A 24,454-nucleotide genomic window follows, 5' to 3' on the forward strand; every position below is an offset into this window, starting at 1 on the left:
CGCTTGTCCTGTGAGCACATCGGGGGCGGGAACTGTGTGGCGCGGTGAGGCGATCTGACAAGCCGTCCCGTACCCTGCGTTCGTGACCGTCTCGCACCCCTCGGTTTTCACGCCCGTGAAGGCGGAACTACCGCCGAACACCGACTTGAATAAGATCATCGCCGATCTCGACGACAACCATGTCGCCGCCCCCGAGGGACGCGACCAGGAGGCCCTCGCGGCCATCGCCGCCGAGGCGCGCGATCAGGGCGTCGAGCTCGATATCGTTGTGGTGCCGGGCAATCCGGGGATCGAGGCGAACCTGCGCGATCTGGCCAACGAGGTCGGCAAGATCGAGCACGGCACCGTGGTGGTTTTCAGCGACGACTGGGTCGGCACCTTCAGCGACCAGTTCACCCGCGGGCGGCTCGAGCGCGCCGAGGACGGGGCCAAGTATCGCGGGCCCGAGCACACCGCCGACGCCGCACGGGTTTTCGTGGACCGGCTGCAGCAGCCGGAGGCGGTGTCGTGGACGGTGATCACGCTGGTGCTGCTGGGCCTGCTGCTCGCGGGGATCGGCGGGCTGTACGTGGTGAAGTCGCGGCGGGCTCCGGAGGGCGCGCGGCCGTCGACTCCGGTGGGGTAGGGCTTCCACTGCCGACGGCGACGGGGTCGCCGGGTGGGGTTCGGGTTCGTCCCGGGCCCCTTTTTCATTGCCCGAATCCGGGTGCGCGGTAAAGCAAACCGCCCGGTTCGTATGCGACACGCGCGATCAGTGATGCGTGTCGTGTCATGTGACGCATGGTGATTGTGTGGTTCACCTGCAAATATGTGGCTACTGACGAATTACATATGTGTGATTGTGGCGTGGCTGATCAGAGCGATCCTTGACATGTCGTACGGTTTCGCGATGGCACGCCTGGGACAGATGTGCCGAATGGGACTCCAGGGAGGTGCGATGCGACGACCGGCGAAGCGGCGCGGACGTCCAGCGCGAGTCGCTACGGAGTTGCTCGTAGCGGCCGTCGTGCTGGCCTGTGGCATGGCCTCCGGGCATGCGGTCCCACCCCCACCCGCCAATCCCAGCGACGGCGACCTCAATGCCGCCGGAGCCCAGGTCGACGCCGGTGTCGGCGAGGTCGGCGCGCTCATCAACCAGGTCGCCACCGCCGAACAGCAGCTGCAACAGCTCGACGACGCGATCGCCGTGCGCCGCGAAGCGGTGAACAAGGCCCTGGTGGATCTGCAGATCGCCCGCGACGCCGCCGATGCCGCCGCCCAGACCGTGGTGCAGTGCCAGCAGGAGCTGACCGACGCGGGCGCGAAAGTCGATACCGCGCACGGCAATTTCGACAAGTACGTCGCGCAGGTCTACATGCGTCCCGGCTCCACCTCGCTGATCAGCTATATGGCCGCGCCGAGCCCCGAGATCGCGCTCAACCGCGCCCAGATCCTGACCATCGCCTCCAAGAACCAGCAGCAGGTCGTCGATGGCCTGCGCCACGCCCAGGTCGACCAGGCCAACAAGACCTCGGCCGCCAAGCAGGCTCAGCAGGCCGCCGACGCGGCCGCGGCCGCCGCCGACGCCAAGAAGGCCGACGCGCAGAACGCCGTCACCACCGCCCAGGCCGAGTTCAACACGCAGAACAATGTCCGCAACGGCCTTGTCTCCCAGCGTGACTCGGCCCAGCAGCGCCTGGACTCCGCCCGCGCCAATGTGGCCGGCCTGCAGAGCCAGCGCGACGCCTTCGTCGCCTGGGATCAGCAGCGTAAGGCCGAGGAAGCCGCCGCCCAGGCCGCCGCTCGCGCCGCCGCGGTCGCCGCCGCCGCCCGCGTGGCCGCCGACCGTGCCGCCGCCGACCGCGCCAACCAGGTCGGCCAGAGTCACCGCCCGCACAAGGTCCAGGACTCCTCCCCGCCCCCGCGCCGCCCCCAGCCCAACCGCTCCGACACCCAGACCACCCGTCCCAGCGGCGGCTCCCGCTCCGAATTGATCGAAACCGTCGTCGACCGCGCCATGTCCCAACTGGGCGTCGTCTACGCCTGGGGCGGCGGCGACGAGGACGGCCCCACCCTCGGCATCCGCGACGGCGGCACCGCCGACAGCTACGGCGACTACAACAAGACCGGCTTCGACTGCTCCGGCCTCATGATCTACGCCTTCGCCGGCGTCGGCGTCTCCCTACCCCACTACTCCGGCTACCAATACACCATGGGTACAAGGGTTCCCGTCTCCGAACGGGCCCGCGGCGACATGCTCTTCTGGGGCCCCGGCGGCAGCCAGCACGTAGCCCTCTACATCGGCAACAACAAGATGATCGAGGCCCCCCAATCCGGCGAGGTCGTCAAGGTCTCCGCGGTCCGAGAAGACGGCATCATGCCCTACGCCGTCCGCATCATCTCCTGACCCGCCGGGCTGATGAGTTCCCGGGCGGGGGAGTGGTTGGGCTGCTGGTCTGTGTCACCTACACCCTCGCCGACCCTAAGGCCAAGCTGAATCGGGTCATCGGCAACATCGGCGAACTCGAGTAGCGACGCCCGATTCCCTAGCTGTAACGGCCGACAGCGATGCCCTGGGTCTGGGAGAATCACGTCTGCTGCTGTCCTACGGCTATGGCGGGAACATATGGGAATCGTGGAGCAGGTCGGGGCCTGCCTTTTCGGTGTCGTGATGGGATGGGTCCTCTACTACGTCAACAGGCATCGAGATGACAAGATTGGCGTTCGCGACATCGGTACGATCGCCGGAGCTGTCGGAGGGTCGGCGGTCACGGCGCTATTTCCGGATGGCGGACGACTGTTCGGTTGGTACTGTATCGGTCTCGCGACGGGTTTCTTTGCCTACTTGTTGCTGTTGCTCGTTCTTATTTGGAAATCGAAAGGTTTCACAATCGAGTTTCTTCTCGACGGCCGGGTGCCGGCCTTGACGAAGAAGGAGAAGTCATCTGCGCAGCGCCCCTTGTCTGGTGGCGCTCCTTCAGATTTGAAGGACTGACCGGTGCTGGTCAATCCAGCACACTCGCGATGATTGCGACCTTGTCCGGGTCAAGCGTCTCGGCCAGGATCTGACTGAAGCGCTCGGATCCAAGCGCGGCGCGCTGTTCTGCCAGCAAACCACTGGTGGCACCAACCTCGTGGGACCCCAGGTCGATCGCCAGAAGCAAGCTCATCAGCCCGTACGGCAGTCCGTCTTCCGCTCGGCCGAGCCGGGTCAGCATCCGCGCGATCTCGCTACTGACGCTGGCCACTTCGCTGGTGTCGCCTATCTCCTCGAAGATTGCGAGCGCCTGCTCGAAGTACGTTAGTGCGTGTGCATCGTCCTCGATATCAGCGAACACGAATGCGAGGGACTGCAAACACGCGGCTTCGAGCGTGCGTTCGCCCAGATTCTCGGCGAGATGAAGTGCCCGGCGAAAGTGCGATCGGGCTCGAGGAAAGTCGCGGAGCTGGTACGCGACCAGACCCAGATTTTGCAGCGCGACCGCAGTGCCGTGCTGATCTCCCGCCCGCTGAAGGATTTCCAGTGCTTGCTGATAAAGTGTGGTCGCCTCTTGGTAGTCGCCGCGCCTGAATGTGAGATTGGCGATCTGGTTGTTGCTGAGAGCACGCCGATCGTCGTCCTCGGCGACCGCCACCGCCTTGCGGTACCATTCTTCCGCAGTGTCGTACATTCCTTGAATCTGTGACAGGATTCCGAGCTGGTGATACGCGGCTGCATTTCGTGGGCGATCCGCCTGCTCTGTCGACAAGGCAAGGCACGATTGGTACCAGGACTCGGCTGTTGAGAGTTCCCCTCGCTTTTGATGTACGAGGCCGAGGCGAAACGCGATCCGGCTTGCGGTATTTCGATCGCCTTGGGAATTGCAAACCGCCAGTGCGCGTCGATAGTTGGTCTCTGCTTCGTCGGGGAGCTCGAGCGCGTCAAGCGCGTCGCCCAGGCCGACTGCAAGCATCGCTGTGCGCGGATCGCTGTCGGCGATCCAGGACAGCGTCGTGCGGTAGAGGTCGGCCTCGTCGGACAACTTGCCTGCTCTGCGCAGCAGACGACCGAGTTCGACTGTCACATCCAGCGCTTCGTCCATATCGTCGATCTGATGGAGGTGATACCTTGCCTCTCCCAGCGCCATGATCGCCGACTCGCTCGATGCGTTTGACCGCCAGTACGAGGCGGCGCCGGAATGGGCCGCTCGTATCCGGGAAGGATCTGCCCGCGAGCTCTGCAGCACGGTCCTTGTGACAATACGATGCACTGAATGTCGCGGTTCGTGATCACCCGCGACTGTGACAAATCCCTGTGACACCAAATATCTGAGTGTCGCTTCCTGCTCGTTCTCCCACATGGCACGTTTGGGGCCGACTCGAAACACACTCAGCCACAAAAGCAACTCGAATTCCTCGATCGCCAGCAGCTCGATATGCCGTCTGACAGGCTTCACGAGCGTCCATGGTGCCTCGTCGCTGAGTTCGCTTCGCAAGTGGTCAAAAGGCACCTGCTCGCGCTCCATCATCATGTTCAGGGTCAGCAGTACTTGAGGGTTGCCGCCGGCGAGGCGCCCGATGTACATCTGCTCCTCGTCCGTCAAGGTTCGCAAACTGGGCAAATGCCACATCAGTAGCCGAGATTCGGCTTCTGAAAGTGCGCGGATCGGATGCGATGCGGCTCGTGTTCCTCCTAGTGCAGAGAACGCCACCGGGATCTGAGTGGTGACGAGCACTCGACCACCGTGGAGGGTCAACGCGTCCTCGATGGCTTGGCGCACTTCGGCATCCCGGATCTCTCCTGCATGATCGGAGCGACGCAAGTTCCCTTCAAACCTATCCAGGAACAACACCCAGGGTTTGGTCAGCTCAGGGCCGGGCAGCACATCCCGGATCGCTTGCGCGCTGACCCGACCTGGCGGAGGACTCACCGGCACCAGTCCCGATCGTCCGATGACATTGCGAGCCAACGCGGTCTTACCCATTCCTGCTGGCCCGGTAATGACCGCGACCGCGCCTTCTTCCAAGAGAACCGACATCAGTTCTCGCACTTCGGCCTGCCTTCCCACGAAACTTTCGGGTGGGGAAGGAAGATCGTTGTTGGTCTCCGAGGATTCGCTGATTTGGAACAGGATCGAGGGCACCGAGCGCGTCAGCAGTACCGGACGTGCCCACTCGGGCGGACCGACCTGGGATGAGAAGGTCGCCAGGTCGCGGCGTCCGAGCTCGACGCGCCGTCGTGCTTCGGAGAAACATGTCAGCACATTGGGTTCAGTAGTCGTTGCCAGCTCCCGGTAGAGTGCGCTGGCGAATGTTGCGGCATAGTTTTCGCTCACCACGCCGGTCATCGCGATGACAGCTGGAATTCCTTGTGCAAGAAGAGTGTTGGCAAACGATCCGTCCCTGAACCCCTTGGTATCGATCGGGTCAGCGGTCTCGCGGGTAGCGAGCATGACAAGCGATACTCGGGCTGCGATCGCATCGGCGAAGCGGTTGGGGCCGACGATGTCTGCTCCACCGTCTTCATCTTCCAACAGCAACTCTCCGAATCGGGTCTGGCACGAGATGTGAAGGATATGGCAGGGTTCGGCGCCGAGGGCCGCCGCGATCGAAGGCAGGCTGGCTCTGTTGAGTATTCGAACATCCACGGCGCGGTCGCGTAGCGGGGCGAGGCTGTCGAGCAGAAGTTGCAATGCGGAGTCGGCATTGCTGGGCTCTGGTGTGGAGGTCACTGCCAGGACGCGGAGCGGTCCCGCGGCCGTCAGCTGTGGAATTGTTGTTGGGCCGTAGATGCTGCGTCGGTACAGCTGCAGGTGCGGATGCAGGGCGAGAGGGGCCGACACACCCTCGACACTCATCGCCTCCCATGGAAGGGCGCTGAGTTCAGGCTCCGCCACTTCAAGCGCGAGCCGGACCACCGCGTCGCGTCGTTTTGCTTCATTCAATGCGTGGCGCAGACCATCGGCGATGTCGCCGTGCAGCAGGTCCTCTCCCAAAGCAATGCCGAGATCTCGCAGCAGTGCTGGGTTGGGATGGTCGCGAGCGAGTACAGCCAGTTCCTGCACTCGGGGATGGATGGTATGGACCGACGACTCGACAGGTTCTCGGTGGCCGAAGTCCTCGCGCAGGACTGCACGCGAAGCAGTGATCGTCAGGGTGAAACTGGCATGCACAGAATGGTTCTGGCGCGCGACCGCGTGGTGCAAGAAGGCATTGAGCCCAACGTGACGCTGACGACCAGCCTTCTTGATCGCGGCGACAAGTATGTCGATCAGCTGCTCTTTGGTTTCGCCGTGGCTCTCGCCGTGGCCCTCGCCGCGAAGATCGATCCACTGGCGAACTCTCAGCCAGGTAGGGAACTCGATATCGTCGATGACGGCCGGAAAGATCCGATCATCGCTTGCAACCGACTGTCGCAGCAATGCCGCGTATTCTTCCTGCTGCCACGTGCTGTGCAGGCATGCCGAGCTGATCACCAGGACGACGGCTCGTGAGGCTGCCATCATGTTTTCGATCGAGGACGCCCATCGTTCGCCAGGACGCAGTTTCCAACCGTCGAGCTGTACGACGAGACCACGCCGACGCAGTTGCTCAGCCAGGATGTGCACCCTCGGCCTGTCGCCGTGAGCGTAGGAGATAAAGGCGTCGCACTCAGCCATCAGTTCTCCCTGCCATGTGGGTCGTTCCCGACCGCCGGGCCGGCGGGTCGTGGCGCGGGGAAAAGTATCGGTAGCTGTCGTCGTCCATAGGACAGATCCACAGGCGCGGGCCGCCGCGTGGGGACAGGCAGTCGCTTGATACCTTGCACGATTGGTGCCGCCCGCTGTGCGGTCTTCACAAGCTGTTTCGCAGGTTCGGCGAAGAACGACGGGTACTCGACGATCAGATCGGAAATCTGGGGATCGATCACTGCCTGAAACTTGGCATGCGTGGCGGTTCGGGCGAGGACCAGCAGCATGTGGTGCGCGGTCTGCTCCGTATCCACCCACCCGCCGATCAGCGCCGTGAGATCCTTATCGGCAGACAACATTTCGCCCACCAAGAACTCCGCGATTCGGTCAGGCTCGACGCGCCCGATGGTATCGGTCCCCTCACCCGTCGGCGGATACACCTCACGCATCCATGACAACACATCTTCGTTGTGCTGGCCGGGCACCGACCGTTGGATGATCCGGACGGCAGCGTCGTCATCGACGGGGTTGAGTAGGATCGTTGCGCACAACAAGGTGTCGAGCACCTTCTTGACCTCCACGTCACGATCGAAGTTGTCCACACGGGGTGAGATAATGTCCTTGCCGTACAAACCTTTTCGCCGCGCCACTTGTTCCAGATAGGACTGTTCGTGTCTCACGAACTCGGTGTCGGGATCGTCAGGCTCGGCTGTACGCCCCGCGGGTCCGTCCTCGACAGCGTCGCGCAGATCAAGATAAGCCTTGATCTGCAGAGACAGAGCATTGGTGTAGCTCGTGTCGCTGAGATCGGGCGGGTCGGCCGTGAGGCGTTCAGCCGCGTGGCGGTACCGGGTGTCGCTGTGTCGCTCGGCGAGGCGTCGGCCCAGGTCGCTGACAGCCTGGCAGTAGGCGGTCATACGAGCCTCCATGGCGTTACCGAGCGGTTCCAGAAGTACGTGGCCGTGAACGATTGTCCCACCGACACTGTCCAGATGTCCCCACCACGAGCCTTTCGACCGTGCCAGCAGCAACAGGCACACACGTCGCTGCGGTGGATCCATCATCGACGCCTTCACCAACCCCAGCAGGTCGCCGGGACGCGACTCGGCGTAGTCGCTGACCAGCACCAGCGGCAGAACACTACGAGAGAGCGTCGCCCAGTGCTGCTGAATGCTGATCGCTGCTTCCACGAACCCCGTGGCGAAGCCAGCCTCGTCACTGCGCTGCAGGAACTCGCGCCCAAGCCGAGTCTTGCCCTCACCGGCAGGGGCGGTCACGAGACAGATAGACAACTGGGGACCACCTGCATCCCGCCAGTGCGCCAGTTCTTCGAGCTGAGAGCCTTTTTCGATAAACCTAACCGCCTCCGTTGCAGCTCGAAGCAGCGATGCGGGACCTCCCTGCGTCAAGGGATGCGGGCGGCGTTGAATGATTCGGGAGAATTCGATCGGAACCATGACCGGCGTCCATCCGGACGACTGTCGAAGATGCTCAACGAAAACGGCATCCGTGAACAGCTGACTCACGCGCACTGCGTAGATCATGTGATTGTCGAACAGCTCGTCGTCCTTGGCGAGGAGCCCGATCACATGATTGGCACAGATCACCGCTGCACCGGATAGCCCTCTCCACGCCGGTTCGGCCTCGTCCGTTTCCTGTTCTGCCCCATCCGTTTCCGGGTCCGGTTTACCTGACGTCGGGGCCACAGCGATCTCGAGGGCATACGTACTATTCGGGCCCATGGTGAACGGCTTCACTGGCCCCGAGACCACGACCGTATGCCGACGGCCGTCGTAGTGCGCAAATCGCGGGAAGCCGATCGACTCGCACTGTGCGTCATCACTGCACGCGAACCGTCCCCACATGATCGGCCGAGGGTTGAGGCTCGTGTCGATTTCGAGGAGAGCGGCGTCTCGATACCGGTGACGCCACACCACCGTCGCGGTACAGATGACCGGTTTCATGTGAAGTGGATGGCCTACGCGCACTTCAAATTTCGGATGGCACGGGCGGAAGCCATCGCTGGCGTCGTCCCACCCCGGTTCGACAAGGTGTCGTACGGTGAGAACAAGCCGAGGTGCAACCAGGTACCCCGAACCCACGTCCATCACGGCCCCGCTTTCGTCCAGGGACCGGATATCGGCAACTCTGTCGTAGTCCACAACGCCCTCGGTGGTCAGCGTGCGATCGGCACCGATAGTCCCATGATGGAGCTCGAGCGCGGGCCAAAGTGGACGAACTGAGTCCGGCCGTCGATGGATCGTCCGTGAATAGCCGCGCTGCCACCGGGTCTGACCACTGCGAGTGCGCCAATTGTATTGAGGCCCGCGATGACTGATATGTGGGGGATTGAGCGGTTGAGCCGAATTGCCGCGGCGAGCGCCTATCCGGCCCAGCCCGCTGCGCGGCGACGAACTGCCCCTAATCGTCGTCGACTCTTTCGTGCGGGCTGCGGGTCGAGCGCTCCACGCGGGCATGAACGGACTACAGATCCAGCTGCGCACGGTTACCTGCTCAGCCAATTCCTCACCCCGCACACCAACCGGCGAACCGATGAGTACGGCGGCCCGCTCGAGAATCGGGCACGCCTGCTGCTCGAGGTGTTGACAGCGGTTCGCGCAGAGGTAGGAGACTCGTTCCCGATCCTGGTGAAGCTGAACGGAACCGACGATCTGCTGCTGCGCCGGGCCTGCAAGGCCAAACTCGTGCGGGTCGCGCGTTGGCTCCAGGACAGCGGCGCCGATGCGCTCGAGGTCTCGCGCGGCCTCTACGAATCCTGGCCCGGAATGGTGCAGGGCAACTATCGCGGCTTCGTCTACAACTCGATGACGCGGGGCCCGATGACATCGAATTCTCGTCTTCGCAAGGCGGTGATGCTTGCCGCAGCACCGGCCGCCGAACGAGTCGCCGGGCGACTGCGACCGCCTACCGAGGGGTTCAACCTCGACTGCGCTGCCCGATTCACCGAAGCGCTCTCGATCCCTGTGATCTGTGTCGGCGGATTCCACACCAAGGAAGGGATCGAGCACGCCATCGGCAGTGGCAAAGTCGACGCAGTGTCGGCGGCCCGCGCCTTCATCGCCGACATGCGAACGTTGCGCGACAGGCAGGTTCGCCAGATGCAGAGTGGTAACCGCGGTATCTGACTTCGACCGCGGAATCCGGAGTGGATATCTCCCACGATCCGGGTCGAAGCCAATCCCTTACTGCTGACCGAGCTTGGCGATCAAGGACAGCGGCAGTTGCCGCAACGCGAGTCCGACTGGTGCCCAGGGCCAAGACGGCACCGTCGCTCGACCCGCCTCACGTTCGACTGCTTTCACGAGGGCCCGCACTCCTTCTTCGGTTGACACCTGGAATGGTCGGCTGGCGTCGGTCGAGCCGAGGTCGGATTGGATGTAGCCGGGGTAGACGGTGGTGACATTGATCGGGGTGGCGAGGGTTTCGGCGCGGATCGCCTCGGCGAGGGTCGCGAGGCCGGCTTTGGTGGCTGAGTATGTCGGCGTGCTCGGCATACCGCGCAGCGCTGCGATGGAGGAAATCACCACCAGGTGACCCTGGTTGCGTGCACGGAAGATCTCCATCGCTGCCTCGCATTGAGCAAGGGCGGCAACGAAATTGGTGTTCGCGATTTCGCGGTTCGTCGCGAACCCGCCGGTGCCGATCGGGTGGCCCTGAGCGATGCCGGCGTTGACGATCACGCGGTCGAGGCCCCCCATCTCCTGCGAGAACTGGTGGAAGACACTGAACACCTCGTCGTGGTCGTTCACGTCGAGTCGTGCGAGCGTGATGGTGATGTCGGGGTGGGAGCGCAGCAGGTCGTCGCGCAGCCTCTCGAGCTCGTCGACGCGGCGGGCGCAGAGGGCGAGGTTCCTGCCGCGGGCAGCGAATTGTCGCGCCATACCCGCGCCGAGCCCTGAGCTGGCACCGGTGATCAAGATATTTTTGCGCTCGATCATCCGATGGATTCCGGCAGTTGGGGGAGCAGCATCGGTCGTGCCTTTCATCAAGGATCTTTGGTCGCCGTCGGAAGCCGTCTCGAATCAGAACGAGGCTTCGTCGAGCTCCATGACGGAGACGTCGATTTCGTGGTCGCATCGATGGATCTGGCAGGCGGGGGTTCATCCTTCACGCCATGCCGGCGATCCAGTTGTGCATCCAGCCGGTTGCGGTCTGGCCGTCGCCGACCTGATAGGTGCCATAGGACTCGTGAGTTCCGGTTGCGTAGAACTTGGCCAGCTGCTGCGCGTGATCGCGGCTCATGTCGGAGCCGAGCTGCGTCTGGAGGGCCGCGAGACCGCCATGTGCCCGCACATCTGCGAGTAGCCGGGCTGCCTGAAGCTGATACAGCCACATGCTGTTCGGGATCGCATCCTGTCGGGCGAGATAGGTGGCGAGCCTGGTGAGCACGTCCTGATCATCGGCGGAGCAGTACAGGTCTCCTCGGGCGCAGATGGTGCGGACCCGGTCGCCGACCACTCCGAAGCCCCCCGCTCGAGGCCCGGCCGCGCCCGCGCCGTCGACGGGTGGACCGACCTGGGTGTCGGTGGGGGAGCGGCTCGGGTCCGACAGCAAGCCCACACCGGCGAACCGGTTCGCCGGGATGGCGCCCGTGCCGGTGCCGATCTCGGCCGCGACGTCTCCCGCGGCATCCGCGCCCTGGCTGTATCCGACGAGAGCGACGCGGGTGGTGTCACACCTTTGGGCCATCGCCCCGATCAGTGCGCGCGCGTTCTGTACTGCTTGCTTTTTGGATGAGCCGTATATGTCGCCTTCCCAAGGGAAGGCGGTGGCCGGGTAGTCGACGTAGGTGACTTCTGTGGAGTGGGGCAGCCCGTCGGTGACTCCCGCCAGCATGCCCGGCCCGTTGGCTATCGGGGACCTGTTCGCTCCCGTCTCCCAGGTGCCGGGTATCGCGACGACATAGAGCGTCGGGCAGCCGGATGTCGCGTCCGCGCTGCCTGTACCCAACACGGCGCTGGAAAGGCCCGACGCCGCTACGGCGACCACTGCCACGACCGATCTCTTCAATCGCAAGGTTCCTCCACGGGGTCGTGCTGTCCCGTTCGGTGGTGACAAGCGACAGGCAGTGATGATTTCATCAACTATCCCCTAATGTATTTGCTGATCGAGTTCGATGAGAAGGTCAGGAATGGTGGTGTTGCTCCCAAGCGACATGCAGTACGCACGATGAGTGGCGAATTGCGATGCGGCACAGAAGGGGCGGATGGAGAAGCCCGGGTTCGATGAGCGAACCCGGGCTCCGGCGAAGCCGTTTCGGCGGTGTCCTCCCGCTGGGCTGGGCTACTTCTTCCCCTGGTCCTGCCCCTGCTGGCTCTGCTGCCTGTTCGGCATGGGCTGGTTGATGGTGGTGAAGTACTGTGCGGCCGCGGCAATCGCGACCGGCGCGGTGACGAAGACCTGTCCGGCGAGGGTGCCCAGGAATCCGCCCGCGGCCACACCGGCGATGCAGCCCTGGACCTCGCTGGGCAGGCCGCCGAACATGGTCGCGAGCGTCCCGGTCAGAGTCGCGCCGGACACTCCGCCGATGACGCAACCGACGGCACCGCCGCCCACGGCGCCCGCTGTGGTGCCGATGGTGGCTCCCATGCTGATGGTGCTGGTCATGCGGTTCCAGGCGGCCGTTTCGCGCTCCTGCTCGTTCTTCCAGGTCGCCTGGTCCTCGTAGGGGAGGGTCACGGGCTTGTACTGGGCGTGCGCGAGGTCGAACTGCGGGGTCAGGGTCGCGGCTCGGCCGTCGATGGCGGCTTCGATCGGGAACACGAAATCGTCGACCCGGAAATTCAATTCGGTGCCAGCGACGGTGGTGCCGTCGGTGGCCTTGACCTCGAGGACGCCGTTCTCTGTCACCAGAGACCCCGCGCTGGTCCGGATCAAGGTGGTCGACTCTGTGTTCGTGACGGTGTAGTCGATGGCCGGGCCGGTCGGCGAGTCGGCGTGTGCGACAGCCTGGTTCCCCGCGGTGGCCAGGACGATGGCGGTGCCGACGGTCAGGGCGGTTCCGGTGATTTCGGTGAATCTCACGACGGTGAGCCTTTCTGTTTTTCCTTCATCAGGCGCGCGTCATCGATGCCGGGAGAAGCCCGCTTACGGCGTTGTGTGGGGGTGATTCGGCGCGGTCCGGCCGCGAGCGAGTGGATCGATATGTCGCCTGCCGACAGTGCGGTTCGCCAGGACTTGACCGGACGGGAGGAACGGTAGGAGAGCGTTAGGCCACCGACAACCTGGAGCGGGGGATTTTGCCGGAATTCTCAGAGTTCTCTTGATAAGAAGCTCAGTTTCTTAGAGGTCTATCAAGGTCGTTCAGAAGATCGAAACTGACCGTTCACGCAATCGGGGGACGGGAGCAGGTCGTTCGTGGCGACCGGTCGCCAAGTTCTGATGGTTTCATCAACTTGCCCTTGACAGAGTAGGTGATCGAAGTTGATGATTTAGTCAACACAAGTTCTGGAGGTAGCTGTGACGAGCATCGACAAAGGTGTCGGCACCGGCCGGACGGTCCGGGTCGGCGAGCGAGAGATCTACTTCGTGGAGGTTGGGTCGGGCCCCGCGCTCGTGCTGCTGCACGGTGGTGGCGCGGGAGCATCCGGGATGTCGAACTACTCGCGGAATGTCGAAGCGCTGGCACAGCGCTTCCGGGTGATCGTGCCGGACATGCCCGGGTATGGACGGTCTTCGAAGTGGATCGATCACTCCGATCCGTTCGGCGATCTGGCGGGAGCGATCGGCGGCCTGCTGGACGAACTGGGCATCGCCTCGGCGCATCTGGTCGGCAACTCCTACGGCGGCGCGGCGGCCCTGCGGCTGGCGATGGAACGACCGGAGAAGGTGAACCGTCTGATCCTGATGGGTCCGGGCGGGGTGGGCACGACTCGCGCACTGCCCACCGCCGGGCTGCAGGAGCTGCTGAACTACTACGGCGGGAGCGGTCCGAGCCTGGAGAAGATCACCAAGTTCATCCGTGAGTACCTCGTGTACGACGGCGACGCGGTGCCTGCCGAGCTGATCGAAGCCCGCTATCGCGACAGCCTGGACCCGGAAGTCGTGGCGAACCCGCCACTGCGCCGACCCTCGGGTCCGCTGGCCCTGCGCACGGTGTGGCGGATGGACTTCACCCGCGACTCGCGCCTGCGTGAGGTCGCCCATCCGACGCTGGTGATCTGGGGAGCCGACGACAAGGTCAATCGACCCGCCGGCGGCCGCATGCTGGCCGAGGCGATGCCCAACTGCGACCTGTACCTGGCAGCCAATACCGGTCACTGGGTGCAGTGGGAACGCGCCGACCTGTTCAACGCGCTAGCCACCGCTTTCCTGGAGGCGGCGTCATGATCGGTGTCCCGCCGCCCGCCGACGACTCGGTCTTCGGCGCGGTCCACCTGGGATACGTCGTCGTGCAGTCGAATCGGCTGACCGATTGGCGGCGCTTCGGCGCCGACGCGATCGGTCTGCACGTCGACGACGTCGACCCCAACACGCTGCGGTTCCGCCTGGACGACCGGTCCTGTCGATTCCTCATCCGCCGTGGCTCGGCCGAGGACGTCATCGCGCTGGGCTGGCAGGTCGACGACCACGAGACCTTCGACCGCATCATCGCCAGGGTCACCGATCGCGGCGTGCCGATCATCGAGGGCGCCAAGGAGGAAGCGGCCCTGCGCGGTGTGGAACGCCTGTGGCGTTTCGCCGGGCCGAAAGGCATCGCGCAGGAGATCTTCACGGTCCCGGTGACCACGTCCGAGCCGCTGCGCATGCAGAGTTCCGGGTGGGTGACCGGCGAGGCGGGCCTGGGTCATGTGGCGATCCTGTCGCGTGAGCCGGAGTCCATTCGCGGCTATTTCCACACGGTCTTCGATTCCCGGCTCAGCGACTACATCGATGAGAACGTCTCCGGTCTGAAGATGAAGATCCGGTTCCTGCGGGTCAACGAACGGCACCACTCCATCGCGATCGCGAACATCCGCGGGGTCAAGATCGATCCGATCCGAACCTCGGTGCAGCACATCAATATTCAGTCCGCGACGCTCGATGACATGCTCGCCTCGTATCAGCGGGTGAAAGATCTGGGCTTTCGTATGCAGTGGTCGGTGGGACAGCACACCAATGACCGCGAACTGTCGTACTACTGCGTCACGCCGTCGGGGTTCGAGCTCGAGGTCGGGTGGAACCCGATCGTGATCGGCCCCGAGCTCGAAGCGACGTGGGAACCGTCCACATACCAAGGGATCAGCATCTGGGGACACACCCCGGTGGGCGAGACCGTGCTGACCAAATTCGAGCAATTCCGGCAGGGCCTGTTGAGCACGGTCACTCCCGAGATCACCGTTCCCGAACTGGCAGGAGGACTTTCACGATGAACACCGACTACGACGTGGTGGTCGTCGGCCTGGGCCCGGCGGGGCTCACCCTTGCCAATCTGCTGGGGCGGCGCGGAGCGAGCGTGCTGGTGCTCGAACGAGAGCCGGAGTTCTATGGGCTCGCGCGCGCGGTTTACACCGACGACGAATGCATGCGGATCTTCCAAACCGCCGGTGCCGCCGACGAACTCGCCGCCGACATGAACGTGGACTCCACCGTGCAGTGGGTGCGCGCCAATGGAGAGGTGCTGGTGCAGTTCCACCAGACCGACCGGCCGCAGGGCTGGCCCGTGGTGAACTTCCTCTACCAGCCGTACCTGGAGAACACGCTCGAGCGCGCGCTCGGCCGCTACCCCAACGTGACGGTGCGCCGAGGTCGTGAGGTGACCGACTTCGACCAGGACGCCACGGGTGTCAGCGTCGAGCACGCCGCGTGCCGAGGCACCTCGTACGGCAAGAACGCCCCCGAGAGCGACCCGCGAACCGCCGAGCGTGTGCGCGCGAAGTTCCTGGTCGGCTGCGATGGTGGCCGCAGCGTGGTGCGTACCAAGCTCGGAATCGACATGACCGGGACCAGCTTTCCCGAACGCTGGCTGGTCGTGGACCTCGAGGCCAAGGAGGGCGTCGACGCGTTCCGGCATCTGCCCTACTTCGACTTCGTGTGCGATCCGGCGCTTCCGATCGTGTCGTGCCCCCAGCCGGGGAACCACCATCGCTTCGAGTTCCTGCTCAGCGATGATCAGACCAAGGAACAGATGGAGGACCCGGACACCGTCCGGCGCTACATTTCCCGCTTCGTCGACCCGGACGAGGTCGAGGTGCTGCGCAAGCTGGTGTACACCTTCAACGCGGTGGTCGCCGACCGGTGGCGGGTCGGCCGGATCCTGATCGCGGGCGATGCCGCTCACATGACGCCGCAATTCATCGGGCAGGGCATGAACGCCGGTGTCCGCGACGCCGACAACCTGTCCTGGAAGCTCATCGCCATCCTGAAACACGGTGCCGGGCTGGAGATTCTGAACAGTTACGAGGCCGAGCGCCGCCCGCACGCCAAGGCGATGATCGACCTGTCGGTACTGAACAAGAGCCTCGTCTCCGTCGACAACAAGCTGCTGGCAGGCGCGCGGGACCTGGTGCTGACGGCCGCGCTGCACACGCCGGGAGTGGGCGGCTGGATCCGAGCCGCGAAGATGAAGCCGGCTCCGCGGTTCCGCCGCGGAAAGTACCTGGGTCTGGCGCGGCGCGGGCTGTTCGGTGTCGAAGGCGCGCTGGCTCCGCAACCGGAGGTCCGAACCTTCGACGGACACCACTGCCGCCTCGACGATGTACTGGGCCAGGGCTTTTCGGTCCTCGGATACGGCGTCGACCCGCGGAAGGCACTGTCCGCCGATGATCTGGCCGCACTGCAGACCCTGGGCACGCGGTTCGTCACCGTGTACCCGAGCGGCGGACGCCCCCAGGGCGCGCCCGGCGACGGCCGCATCACCGGTGACGACTACACCGACATCGAGGACCACACCGGCGTGCTGACCCGATGGTTCGGCAAGGCCGGCGTCCGCACCGGCGGGCTGCTCGTGCTCCGGCCGGACCGCTACGTCTTCGGCACCGCCGCCGCCGGAGCTGGCGACAAGCTCGTAGCCGAACTGTTCGGCCGGCTGGCCGCGCCGCGCACCGGTGCCCCCGCTCCGGATACCTCCGCCATCGGGCCGTCCGCGTCGCCGGAGTCCGACCGCGACCTCGAGGAGGCTCGATGACCTTCACCCTGACCGATTCCCCGGCCATCCGCGCCGCGGCCGACCGGCTGGCAGCCGCGACCGCCACCGGTGAGCCCGTCGCACCGGTCCGCGACCTCATCGGCCCCGACGACGTCGTGTCGGCGTACGCCGTGCAGAGCATCGGCGTCCAGGGCCGCCTCGTGTCCGGCGCCCGGATCGTCGGGCGCAAGATCGGGCTGACCTCACCGGCGGTACAGCAGCAACTGGGTGTCGGCCAGCCCGACTTCGGGGTGCTCTTCGGCGACATGGATGTATCGGAAACCACTGTGGCCCAGCGGCCCCGGCTGCTGCAGCCGAAGGTGGAGGCCGAACTGGCGTTCGTGCTCGGGGCGGACCTGGATGGTGAGCAGCTCGACCCGATCACCGTGCGCGGCGCGATCGAGTACGCGGTCGCCGCCCTCGAGATCGTCGACAGCCGGATCGCCGACTGGGACATCACTTTCGCCGACACCGTCGCCGACAACGCCTCCAGCGGGTGGTTCGCGCTCGGCTCGCGGCGACTGTCGCTCGAGGAATTCGAACCCCGCGAGATAGCCATGACCATGGCCATCGCCGGCGAGGTCGTCTCCACCGGAACCGGGTCGGCCTGCCTGGGCGACCCGCTCAACGCGCTGGCCTGGCTCGCGCGAACCGCTCGCGACTTCGGTAATCCGTTGCGTGCGGGGGAGGTGGTGCTCTCCGGCGCTCTCGGCCCGATGGCGTCGCTACGCCCCGGCGCTCGCGTGCACGCCGAGATATTCAGCAGCGCGGAGACACTCGGCGCCGTCGACTTCGTATGGGAGGAACTGTGATGAGCCGCATCAAGGTAGCGGTAATCGGTTCGGGCAATATCGGCACCGACCTGATGATCAAGGTGCTGCGTCACTCGGAGGTCCTCGAGATGGCGGCGATGGTCGGCATCGATCCCGACTCCGACGGGCTGGCTCGCGCCGCGCGGATGGGGGTGCCCACGACCGCGCGCGGCGTCAGTGGACTCATCGGCATGGAGGATTTCGATCAGATCGACATCGTCTTCGACGCGACTTCCGCGGGCGCTCACCAGGCCAACGCGGCCGCGCTCGAGCCGTTCGGGAAACGACTGATCGACCTGACTCCCGCGGCGATCGGTCCGTACGTCGTGCCCCCGGTCAATCTCGACCAGCACCTGGACTCGCCCAATGTGAACATGGTGACCTGCGGCGGGCAGGCCACGATCCCGATCGTTTCGGCGATCTCTCAGGTCACGGCTGTGCCGTACGCGGAAATCGTCGCCTCGATCGCGTCGAAGTCGGCCGGCCCGGGAACCCGCGCGAACATCGACGAATTCACCGAGACGACATCGCACGCGATCGAGGCGGTCGGCGGTGCGGCGTCCGGGCGAGCGATCATCGTCCTCAATCCCGCCGAGCCGCCGCTGATCATGCGCGATACCGTGCTCGCCCTGATCGGTGACCCCGATCCGGAAACCCATGCGGCCGTGCGGGCATCGATCGAATCGATGGTCGCCGAGGTCGCGAGCTACGTGCCGGGCTACCGACTCAAGCAGTCCGTGCAGATCGTTCCGGTCAACGCGGCCGCGATGCGCACGCTCGTGGGTGATTCGATTGTCACGCACCAGGTTTCGGTGTTCCTCGAAGTCGAGGGCGCGGCCCACTACCTGCCCGCCTACGCCGGGAACCTCGACATCATGACCTCCGCCGCACTGCGGGTTGCCGAGCGGATCGCGACCACCGCCCTGACCCAGGAGACCGTGTAATGACCAAGATCTTCCTTCAGGACGTGACGCTGCGCGACGGCATGCACGCGCTGCGCCATCGGATCACGCCGAAAACCGTTGCCGCGGTGGCCGCGGCGCTGGATGCCGCCGGGGTCGACGCGGTGGAGGTCGCGCACGGCGACGGTCTGCACGGCGGCAGCCTCACCTACGGGGCCGGCAGCCACACCGACTGGGAATGGATCGAGGCCGCGGCGGGGGCGCTGACCACCGCACGGCTGACCACGCTGCTGCTGCCGGGCATCGGCACCATCGAAGATCTGAGGCGCGCCTACGACCTGGGCGTCCGCTCGGTGCGTGTCGCGACGCACTGCACCGAAGCCGACATCTCGGCCCAGCACATCGCCTATGCCCGGGCCCTCGGCATGGATGTGTCGGGCTTCCTGATGATGAGCCACATGAACACGCCGACCGGGCTGGCAGCTCAGGCGAAACTCATGGAATCCTATGGAGCGCACTGCGTTTACGTCACCGACTCGGGTGGCAGGCTCACCATGGACGGTGTTCGCGATCGCGTGCGGGCCTACCGCGAGGTGCTCGACCAGAACACGGAAATCGGCATCCACGCTCACCAGAACCTGTCGCTGTCCGTCGCGAACAGTGTGGTCGCGGTCGAGGAGGGTGGCACCCGTGTAGACGCGTCCCTGGCCGGTCTCGGCGCGGGCGCGGGCAATACGCCGTTGGAAGCCTTCGTCGCCGTGGCTGATCTGACCGGCTGGAAGCACTCCGCGAAGCTGGATCAGCTGACCGACGCCGCGGACGACCTCATCAGGCCCCTGATGGACCGGCCGGTTCAGGTCGACCGGGAAACCCTGACCCTGGGCTACGCGGGCGTGTACTCGAGCTTCCTGCGGCACGCGGAAAAAGCCTCCGCCACCTACGGAGTCGATGTGCGAACCTTGCTCGGCGAGGCGGGCCGGCGAGGTCTCGTCGGCGGCCAGGAGGACATGATCGTCGATATCGCACTCGACCTCACCGGCGGCCGCGCCGGATGAGGGCGGGCGGCGGCACTCGCCCGGCCACGCCCGCCGCGGGGCGGGAGTTGCCGCTACAGCTGCGGCTGGGCGGGCAGTTCGGTGCTGGTCAGCTTCTGCGCGGAGCGCTTGTTCATGCCGAACATGCGCAGCATGTGGTAGGTCATCTCGTCGGCCAGAGCGCCGGCGTCGGCGTCGGGCTGCGCGTCGAGCAGCTGAAGCAACCCGAGCAGCGATCCGCCCGCCGCCATCACCGCCATGTCCGGGTCCATCTGCTCGAAGCGCCCCGCTTCCTGAGCGGCGATGATGTCGCGGCGGGCGCGGGGAGCGAGACCTTCGTCGCGCAGCAGCACCGAGGTGCCGGAATTCAGGATCACCCGGATCATTTCGGGCACTTGCCGTTGCAGCCGCGCGGTCATGCGGAAGCTGACGGCGAAGACCTCGGCGGGATCGTCGTACAGGGCGACGATGCCGTCCCGCATCTCGCTGTAGACCTGCAACACGGACCGGACCGCTTCGTCGAAGAGTTGTTCCTTGGAGTCGAAGTGGTTGTAGAAGGAGCCGAAGCCGACGTCGGCTTCGTCGGTGATCTCCTGGATGCTCACCGCGGAGCGGCCCTCGGCCAGGAACTTGCGGGCCGCTCCGAGTAGGGCGTTGCGCGTGCGCTCACGCCGCCGATCGATGCGATTGCGGACCACGGGTTCGGTAGCCATCAGTTGCTCATCTCCATCGAAAATCGCCCTCGACTCATGTCTGACGAAACGATCAGTGCCGATCGTGATTCTAACCGAAAGGAAGGTCCCCTCGTGACCGACGCCGCTTCGCAATCCCAAACCGGTGTCAGCCGCCGCCGCATGCTCGGCGGTGCGATCGCCGGAACGCTCGGTGTGGCCGCGACGGCCGCGGCGGGCCCGCTCGCCTCGGCCGCCCCGATCCGCGGGCGCCAGAGTGCGCCCGAGGGCACCTACCGGATCGATCTCCACGCGCACTTTCTGCCGCCCGACTACCGGGCCGCGTTGCTCGAACACGGCCACTTCACCATCGGTGGCTACCCGACGCCGGACTGGTCGCCTGAGCAGGCGATCGCGTTCATGGACTACTACGGAATCGCGGCCCAGGCGCTTTCGGTTTCCGATCCGGGCGTTTCGTTCCTGTCCGGTCAAGAGGCCAACGACATGGCCCGCTACTGCAACACCTATGCCGCCGGCCTGTTCAAATCCCATCCCACCCGATTCGGCGCGTTCGCCGTGTTGCCGATGCCCGATATCGCGGCGTCCATCACGGAGGCGATCTACGCGCTCGATGAGCTGAAACTGGACGGCGTGATCCTGCTGTCCGCGTACGACGGGGTCTACCTGGGCGATCCGCGCTTCGAACCGCTCATGATCGCCTTGAACCAGCGCAACGCCTACGTCTTCGTGCATCCCGCAGCGATCCCCGACAACGCGAAACCCGCACTGCCGCTGCCGGACTTCCTCGAGGAATTCACCTTCGACACGACCCGCGCGGCCACCATGATGATGCTCACCGGCGTGACGCAGCGATACCCGAACATCCGGTTCCAGCTCGCGCACGCCGGCGGCACCGTCCCGTTCCTGTCCCACCGCATCGGCATCGCGTCCGAGACCGTGATCGGCAAGATGTGGCCCCAGGACCTGCCGAAGGCGTCGCTGCTCGACACTCGCCAGCAGATCGCGAACTTCTACTACGACACCGCCCTGAGCGGTTCGGCAGCGGCCATGTCCAGCGTGCTCGCCGTCACCGCCCGCGAGCACATCGTGTTCGGGTCGGACTGGCCGTTCAGTGCCATGACGCTTCCACAGACCGGCAGCCACGATCCGGCGCCGGGGCTGAGCGATGTATTCAACGCTGATCAGCGGATGGAGGTCGAACGTCTGAACCCGCTGCGGCAGCTGCCGCGGCTGGCTCAGGCGGTCGGCTAGAGGCACCGGAATTCGCCGAACGGATCCGAGAGGCGATGCACACCGAGCTCGACAGGCAAACGCGGTCTCGGGTGCCGATTCTCGGCTGAGCAGCCGGACTCGCCCGGCTATGTGGCGGGTTCGTCCGGCGGCGCGGTGTCGAGCGAAGGCAAAGGGCGCCGGGCAATGTCCTGTGCTTGGTCGGCCGGTAGGCCGAGCATGCGCAGGAGGTCTTCGGTGATCTGATCCGTTGTCGCGGCGTCGTCGCGCTCCGGGTGGTCGTGGAGGAATTTGCCCAGCGCCAGGGCGGTTCCGGAGATGATCGTCATGGTCAGCTGCGGGTCGCGGATCTGGAAACGCCCGGCGCGCATGGCTGTTTCGATATCGCGGAGGGCTCTGGGCTCGAGCCCTTTCTCGGAGCCGGTGAGATTGAGCCCATTGTTGAGCAACACCTTGCTCAGGGTGGGACTCGAGCGGTGCAGGCGGCCCGTGAGCCGAAAGCTCTGCGCGAAGACCTGAGCGGGATCGTCCAGGTCTTCGCACAGGAGATCGAGGAGCGCACCATGCTGGTCGAGCGCCTCCTCGATCGCGGCGTGGAACAGCTCCTCTCGGCTCTGGAAGTGGTTGTAGAACGACCCCATGCCGACGTCGGCGGCCTGGGTGATCTCGAGGATCGGCACGCCGGTCCTATCCGCTGCCAAGAGCGACTGTGCCGCGCGGACGAGTGCTGCGCGGGTCTTCGCCTTGCGGCGCTCCAGCCGGCTGGGCTCCATGTCGTTCCGCGGGGCCATCGTTGCTCGCCTTTCTCTCACATGTCCAGCTCCATGTTAGTTGCTCTTGTCAGTATTGACGAACCTGTCAGAAACGCTTGACTGATCGGATCGGCGTGAGTGACGATATCGTCAGTACTTCGAAGGGAGCGGTCGATGAGCGGCCATCACGATGTGCACAGTGGTCTGCACAGCGAGCACGGTGCGCTGGCGGGCGAGCATCCCGGACGTGCGCGAAACCCGGTGGTGAAGGTTCTCGACCTCGCCTGGCTGGAGTTCGAGAAGGCCGATCTGGACAAGGCCGAAGCTTTCGCGCACGCCTTCGGTTTCGCTACCGCCCTGCGGACGCCCGATGAGTTGCGGCTCCGAGGAACCGACCCGGGTTCACCCTGCGTTCTGATCCGGCGGGGACCTCGGTCACGGTTCGCCGGACCGGCCTTCCGGGCTGCTGACTCCGCGGATCTGATCCGACTTGCCGCAGCGATGGGCGAGCAGGCTGTACCGCTGCCGGAATCGCTTGGTGGGCTGACCGTCGACCTCGCCGATCCGAGTCGGCTGCGCGTCCGGGTCGTCGCCGACACCCACGAACTACCCGCCTCGGCGCCACAGCCGACGCGGGTCTTCAACGTCGGCCACGAGGTGCTGCGGGTCAACGCCACACAACGACCACCGCGGACCCCCGCACTGGTTCAGCGGCTCGGCCACGTGGTGGTGCAGACGACCCGATACCGCGAAACTCTCGACTGGTACCTGAAGAATCTGGGCCTGATCGTCAGCGACTTCCTCTACTACCCCGGCCAGCGCGAGCGCGGACCGGTCATGAGCTTCATCCGCTGCGATCGAGGTTCGGATCCGGCCGATCATCACACCCTGGCGCTGACGCTGGGGCCGTCCAACCGGTATGTGCACTCGGCCTATCAGGTCGCCGACCTGGACGCGCTCGCCGCGGGTGGCGAGTATCTGCGGGACCACGGCTACCGCCGGTCATGGGGGATCGGCCGTCACATCCAGGGCAGCCAGATCTTCGACTATTGGCGTGACCCCGACGGTTTCATGGTCGAGCACTTCAGCGACGGCGACATGTTCGACTGCACCCTCGAACCCGGATGGGCTCCCATGAGCGCGTCCGGCCTTGCCCAGTGGGGACCGCCGGCCACCAAGGACTTCCTCGGCATTTCCCCGAGCCGGGAATCGGTTCGCGAACTGCGCGCGACGCTCGACGCGCTGCGCGAGGACAACGAATTCGACCTTCGCCGCCTACGCGGCCTGTTGAAAGTAGCCAACTCATGAGCATTTCCGTCCTCCGCACCGCCGAAGCCTGGTGGGTGGGCACACCCTCCGGCGCGGCCCGCGTCGACACCGCCGCGACCACCACACGGGAACTACTGGCTGATCGCGCGGCGATCACCGCCGCGGCTGGGAGTTCGGACACCGTTGCGGTGGAGAGTCTTTCGTTGCTGTCTCCGGTGACGGCGCCCTGTCGGGTGGTCGCCCAGATGACGAATTTCGCCTCCCATGTCAAGGATTCCGGCGGGGACCCCGAGACTGTGCCGTTGACGTTCTTCCGGAAGGCATCCGGGTCGATCAGTGGGCCCTACGACGAGGTGATCCGCCCCGCGCATGTGCGGCTACTGGACTACGAGGTGGAGATCGGCCTCGTTTTCGGTGCGGACATGCCGGTCGGATCGGAGATCACGCCGGACAATCTCCCGGACTACGTCGCGGGCGTGGTTGTCACGAACGATGTCTCCGCGCGGGACGTCCAGCTGCCGAAAACTCAGTTCTACGAAGCGAAGTCGTATCCCACCTTCACGCCGGTCGGTCCGGCGCTGGTGCTCCTCGATGCCGACGAGCTGAAGCGCTTCACCGACCTACGGCTGCGGTTGTGGGTCAACGGCGAAATACGCCAGGACATGACGGTCGCCGACATGATCTACCGACCGGTGCGGACCCTGCGCGAACTGACTCGATTCCAGCGAATGGAATCCGGAGACCTGCTACTCACCGGCACGCCGGTCGGCACCGCGATCAGTGCCCCACCCAAGCCGGTGGAGATCATCGGCTCGATGCTGCCGCCGAATGTCAAGTGGAAGCTGTTCTTCCGAGGGCAGGCCAAGAATCCGAAGTATCTCCAGGACGGCGACGTGATGGAGGTCGCGGTCGGCACCGACGACGGCGTACTGGATCTCGGTCGTCAGCGCACGATCGTGAGATTCACCCGGTGACCAAGAAGCTCACCGTCGAAACCGCGGCATTCAG

At 65.2% G+C, this 24,454-nt stretch carries 20 protein-coding genes; 13 read left to right on the forward strand and 7 right to left on the reverse strand.

Translation table 11 applies throughout. The features are described from left to right. Positions 1-82 precede the first annotated feature (82 nt). From ACWEOI_RS29965 to ACWEOI_RS29975, 3 genes are all read left to right on the forward strand, one after another. Positions 83-625: an Rv1476 family membrane protein gene (locus ACWEOI_RS29965; protein WP_433673013.1), complete on the forward strand. Its 543-nt coding sequence runs from the start codon at positions 83-85 to the stop codon at positions 623-625. Positions 626-937: 312 nt separating this feature from the next. Continuing rightward, entirely contained in the window at positions 938-2,386 is a 1,449-nt protein-coding gene (locus tag ACWEOI_RS29970; RefSeq protein ID WP_433673014.1) for an NlpC/P60 family protein, read from the forward strand. Positions 2,387-2,605: 219 nt separating this feature from the next. Further along, positions 2,606-2,974, forward strand: a complete 369-nt coding sequence (locus tag ACWEOI_RS29975) for a hypothetical protein (protein ID WP_452361746.1) — start codon at positions 2,606-2,608, stop codon at positions 2,972-2,974. Positions 2,975-2,984: 10 nt separating this feature from the next. Here the strand turns inward: ACWEOI_RS29975 and ACWEOI_RS29980 are convergent, their stop codons facing one another. Continuing rightward, positions 2,985-6,617, reverse strand: a complete 3,633-nt coding sequence (locus ACWEOI_RS29980; protein ID WP_452361747.1) for a tetratricopeptide repeat protein — start codon at positions 6,615-6,617, stop codon at positions 2,985-2,987. After that, positions 6,617-8,593 carry a hypothetical protein gene (locus ACWEOI_RS29985; protein WP_452361748.1) on the reverse strand — a complete coding sequence of 659 codons (1,977 nt, stop codon included), beginning with the start codon at positions 8,591-8,593 and terminating at the stop codon, positions 6,617-6,619. Before ACWEOI_RS29985 ends, ACWEOI_RS29980 begins: the two co-directional genes overlap by 1 nt. A gap of 366 nt (positions 8,594-8,959) precedes the next feature. Between ACWEOI_RS29985 and ACWEOI_RS29990 the strand changes: the two genes are divergently transcribed. Continuing rightward, complete coding sequence (locus tag ACWEOI_RS29990; protein WP_452361749.1) at positions 8,960-9,775, forward strand: oxidoreductase; 816 nt, start codon at positions 8,960-8,962, stop codon at positions 9,773-9,775. 57 nt (positions 9,776-9,832) lie between these two features. On the opposite strand, the gene ACWEOI_RS29995 is transcribed toward ACWEOI_RS29990, so the two are convergent. The 3 genes from ACWEOI_RS29995 to ACWEOI_RS30005 form a co-directional block, all read right to left on the reverse strand. Further along, positions 9,833-10,636 carry an SDR family oxidoreductase gene (locus ACWEOI_RS29995; protein WP_452361750.1) on the reverse strand — a complete coding sequence of 268 codons (804 nt, stop codon included), beginning with the start codon at positions 10,634-10,636 and terminating at the stop codon, positions 9,833-9,835. Positions 10,637-10,757: 121 nt separating this feature from the next. After that, entirely contained in the window at positions 10,758-11,645 is an 888-nt protein-coding gene (locus ACWEOI_RS30000) for a cutinase family protein (protein WP_452361751.1), read from the reverse strand. A 288-nt stretch (positions 11,646-11,933) separates the two neighbouring features. Continuing rightward, positions 11,934-12,674 (reverse strand): hypothetical protein, encoded by a 741-nt coding sequence (locus ACWEOI_RS30005; protein WP_452361752.1) that lies wholly within the window; start codon positions 12,672-12,674, stop codon positions 11,934-11,936. Positions 12,675-13,109: 435 nt separating this feature from the next. Here ACWEOI_RS30005 and ACWEOI_RS30010 point away from each other — a divergent pair, with 435 nt between their 5' ends. From ACWEOI_RS30010 to dmpG, 6 genes are read left to right on the forward strand one after another with little or no spacing between them, the layout of a single operon-like run. Further along, positions 13,110-13,979, forward strand: coding sequence for an alpha/beta fold hydrolase (locus ACWEOI_RS30010; RefSeq protein ID WP_433594342.1), 870 nt, complete (start codon positions 13,110-13,112; stop codon positions 13,977-13,979). Beyond that, positions 13,976-15,001, forward strand: a complete 1,026-nt coding sequence (locus tag ACWEOI_RS30015; protein WP_433673023.1) for a VOC family protein — start codon at positions 13,976-13,978, stop codon at positions 14,999-15,001. The genes ACWEOI_RS30010 and ACWEOI_RS30015 overlap by 4 nt, the downstream gene beginning before the upstream one ends. Continuing rightward, positions 14,998-16,755: a bifunctional 3-(3-hydroxy-phenyl)propionate/3-hydroxycinnamic acid hydroxylase gene (locus ACWEOI_RS30020; RefSeq protein WP_433673024.1), complete on the forward strand. Its 1,758-nt coding sequence runs from the start codon at positions 14,998-15,000 to the stop codon at positions 16,753-16,755. The genes ACWEOI_RS30015 and ACWEOI_RS30020 overlap by 4 nt, the downstream gene beginning before the upstream one ends. After that, positions 16,752-17,567, forward strand: coding sequence for a 2-keto-4-pentenoate hydratase (locus tag ACWEOI_RS30025; RefSeq protein WP_452361753.1), 816 nt, complete (start codon positions 16,752-16,754; stop codon positions 17,565-17,567). Before ACWEOI_RS30020 ends, ACWEOI_RS30025 begins: the two co-directional genes overlap by 4 nt. Continuing rightward, the gene (locus ACWEOI_RS30030; RefSeq protein WP_433673026.1) at positions 17,567-18,511 is read left to right on the forward strand and encodes an acetaldehyde dehydrogenase (acetylating); all 945 of its coding nucleotides are present in this window, start codon (positions 17,567-17,569) and stop codon (positions 18,509-18,511) included. Before ACWEOI_RS30025 ends, ACWEOI_RS30030 begins: the two co-directional genes overlap by 1 nt. After that, positions 18,511-19,524 carry a 4-hydroxy-2-oxovalerate aldolase gene (gene dmpG, locus ACWEOI_RS30035; RefSeq protein ID WP_452361754.1) on the forward strand — a complete coding sequence of 338 codons (1,014 nt, stop codon included), beginning with the start codon at positions 18,511-18,513 and terminating at the stop codon, positions 19,522-19,524. The genes ACWEOI_RS30030 and dmpG overlap by 1 nt, the downstream gene beginning before the upstream one ends. A 53-nt stretch (positions 19,525-19,577) precedes the next feature. On the opposite strand, the gene ACWEOI_RS30040 is transcribed toward dmpG, so the two are convergent. Beyond that, entirely contained in the window at positions 19,578-20,216 is a 639-nt protein-coding gene (locus tag ACWEOI_RS30040; protein ID WP_452361755.1) for a TetR/AcrR family transcriptional regulator, read from the reverse strand. Positions 20,217-20,252: 36 nt separating this feature from the next. Between ACWEOI_RS30040 and ACWEOI_RS30045 the strand changes: the two genes are divergently transcribed. Continuing rightward, entirely contained in the window at positions 20,253-21,446 is a 1,194-nt protein-coding gene (locus ACWEOI_RS30045; RefSeq protein WP_452361756.1) for an amidohydrolase family protein, read from the forward strand. A 107-nt stretch (positions 21,447-21,553) separates the two neighbouring features. On the opposite strand, the gene ACWEOI_RS30050 is transcribed toward ACWEOI_RS30045, so the two are convergent. Next, a complete protein-coding gene (locus ACWEOI_RS30050; protein WP_433673030.1) occupies positions 21,554-22,216 on the reverse strand; it encodes a TetR family transcriptional regulator in 663 nt (220 codons plus the stop codon). A gap of 135 nt (positions 22,217-22,351) precedes the next feature. Between ACWEOI_RS30050 and ACWEOI_RS30055 the strand changes: the two genes are divergently transcribed. Together ACWEOI_RS30055 and ACWEOI_RS30060 are read left to right on the forward strand one after the other, a co-directional pair. Beyond that, on the forward strand, positions 22,352-23,485 hold the full coding sequence (locus tag ACWEOI_RS30055; protein ID WP_452361757.1) for a VOC family protein: 1,134 nt from the start codon (positions 22,352-22,354) through the stop codon (positions 23,483-23,485). Beyond that, positions 23,482-24,420: a fumarylacetoacetate hydrolase family protein gene (locus ACWEOI_RS30060; protein WP_452361758.1), complete on the forward strand. Its 939-nt coding sequence runs from the start codon at positions 23,482-23,484 to the stop codon at positions 24,418-24,420. Before ACWEOI_RS30055 ends, ACWEOI_RS30060 begins: the two co-directional genes overlap by 4 nt. The last annotated feature ends 34 nt before the right edge of the window (positions 24,421-24,454 follow it).

Source organism: Nocardia sp. NPDC004340, assembly GCF_053602575.1.